Annotated in this window: 2 protein-coding genes; one reads left to right on the top strand and one right to left on the bottom strand. The window is 43.0% G+C overall.

The features are described 5' to 3' along the window. A partial coding sequence (locus BCT81_RS27255) for an efflux RND transporter permease subunit (RefSeq protein ID WP_133152748.1) occupies positions 1-1,134 on the top strand: 1,134 nt, incomplete at its 5' end. A 175-nt stretch (positions 1,135-1,309) separates the two neighbouring features. Here the strand turns inward: BCT81_RS27255 and BCT81_RS27250 are convergent. Further along, the gene (locus tag BCT81_RS27250; protein ID WP_102426487.1) at positions 1,310-2,047 is read right to left on the bottom strand and encodes an EAL domain-containing protein; all 738 of its coding nucleotides are present in this window, start codon (positions 2,045-2,047) and stop codon (positions 1,310-1,312) included. Between the last annotated feature and the right edge of the window lie 215 nt (positions 2,048-2,262).

Raw genomic sequence — 2,262 nt, 5'->3', positions numbered from 1 at the left:
GTATTTGAACAACCGACGTTCCAATTCAAGTTAATTGAATTTGGTCCATCACCAGCATCTAAAATCGAAGCGCGTATAAGCGGCGCTGATCCACAAACACTTCGTAATATCGCGGTACAAGTGGAAGATATCTTGTTAGCTGACCCGGGTTCTCGAAACGTTCGTCACGATTGGCGTGAACGCACTAAAGAGCTGGTACCGCTGTTCAACGAATCTAAGGCTCGTCGCCTAGGCATTTCAAAAACAGATCTGTCCGAGACGTTACAGATGGCGTTTGGTGGTTACAACATCGGCCTACTGCGTGATGGTACGCATATGTTACCTATCGTGGCACGTTTACCGGAAGAAGAGCGTTTTGATTTCGAATCGCTAAACAATGTGAAGATTTGGAGCCCGTCGCTACAAACCTACATTCCAGTTGAACAAGTGATTGATGGTGTAGAGCTTCAATGGTCTGAACCACTGATTCAGCGTCGTGATAGAAAACGTACGCTAACGGTATTGGCTGACCATGATGTACTGGGTGATGAAACACCAGCAAGTTTGTTTGCTCGTGTGAAACCTAAGGTTGAAGCATTAGATTTGCCAGAAGGCTACAGCATAAGCTGGGGCGGTGAGTATGAAAGCTCTAAAGATGCACAAGAGTCTCTGTTTGGTTCACTGCCAATGGGCTACTTGTTGATGTTTATCATCACTATGCTTCTGTTCAATTCGGTACGTAAGCCGCTTGTGATTTGGTTTACGGTTCCACTGTCTATCATTGGCGTATCAATTGGTTTGTTAGGTACTAATATGCCATTTAGCTTCACGGCGTTCTTAGGCTTACTTAGCTTAAGCGGCATGATTCTGAAGAACGGTATCGTACTGCTTGACCAGATCAACAGTGAACTTGCGACAGGTAAAGATCCTTACTTAGCGGTTGTAGATAGTGCGATCAGTCGTGTACGACCGGTGTCTATGGCAGCACTAACGACTATCTTGGGTATGATTCCCTTGGTATTCGATGCATTTTTCGGCTCGATGGCGATTACCATCATGGCAGGCTTAGGCTTTGCTACAGTACTAACGCTAATAGTAGTACCTGTGATGTTCGCTATCTTATATAGAATCAAACCGTCCACTGCGGGTTATTAGGGATTGATATAAAACAGATTCTTTTAAGCCAGCCCAGTCATTGTTGACTGGGCTTTTTTGTATCTAATTGCTTTGTGAACATGCTCAAGCCAGATCAAACCTGAGTCAAAGACGAGCATGAAGTCGTAATGGGGTTCAATCAGTATTGAGTAGAGCGAAAAAAGGAAGAGGGGAATTACATTGCAAGTTGTAAGTCGAGTTCAATCGATTGTGGCATCGCTAAGTGGTAGCCCTGGAACATATCAAATCCTAATTCCTCCATACGTTCTAGCTGTTGCTGAGTTTCAATACCTTCAATCACCGTTTTCGCGTTGATCGACTCAGCAAGAGAGATAGCAAGCTCCATATCGGACGTATCGCCCTCCTCAAACTTAAGCATGACGGAGCGGTCGACTTTAATGATGTGAGGGGCAATGTGTAACACGCGGCTTTCTGTAGATGCTTGAGTGCCGAAGTCATCGACAGCGATTTGGAAGCCGTTGTCTGCAAGGGAGGTTGCTGCCAATTTGAGCTTTTCTTCACTATCGACGCTTAGTTCAACGAGTTCCATGACGATTTGGTCACAGGATAGGTTTAATTCGTGTAGTCTTTTAGCCAATAAGCTTTCGCTTACTTTTTCTGCGGCAAAGAGTTCGCCTACATTTGGCAGAACATTCAAAAAGAGTTGAAGGTGACGGACAGTCGATTGAGCAAAGTTACGGATATGAATTGCGCGGCTCAACCTTTCAACGTTTATTTTATCCGCATTAGAGGTTTCGTCTGAATGAAAGAAGTGATCAGGGCGAACACTTTCGCCATTACTATTAGAGATTCGCACCAAAGCCTCTACACCTATCTGACACATAGAACGGTCAAATATAGGTTGATAGACGCTTCTTAGAGTGAGGTCTTGATATTTAGCAATAAACTGCATATCGGCATCTACTGATATACAGCTAATAAATTCACTTCTGTCTGATAAAATCATATTCGCTAGTAAGGGGGTAATTCATTGACGGACATAAAAGTCACGGCTGTCACAATATTGACAGGTGTAAGTAAATTGTCAATTAATAAAAACTTATTTGTCGGGTCAATGTATAAATATATATAATTAACGAAAAATCAGCATGATAATTGATATTAGTC

Source organism: Vibrio sp. 10N.261.52.A1 (genome assembly GCF_002876325.1).
In the GTDB taxonomy this organism is placed as follows: Bacteria; Pseudomonadota; Gammaproteobacteria; order Enterobacterales; family Vibrionaceae; genus Vibrio; species Vibrio chagasii.
This window is presented reverse-complemented; position numbering and strand designations above follow the sequence as displayed.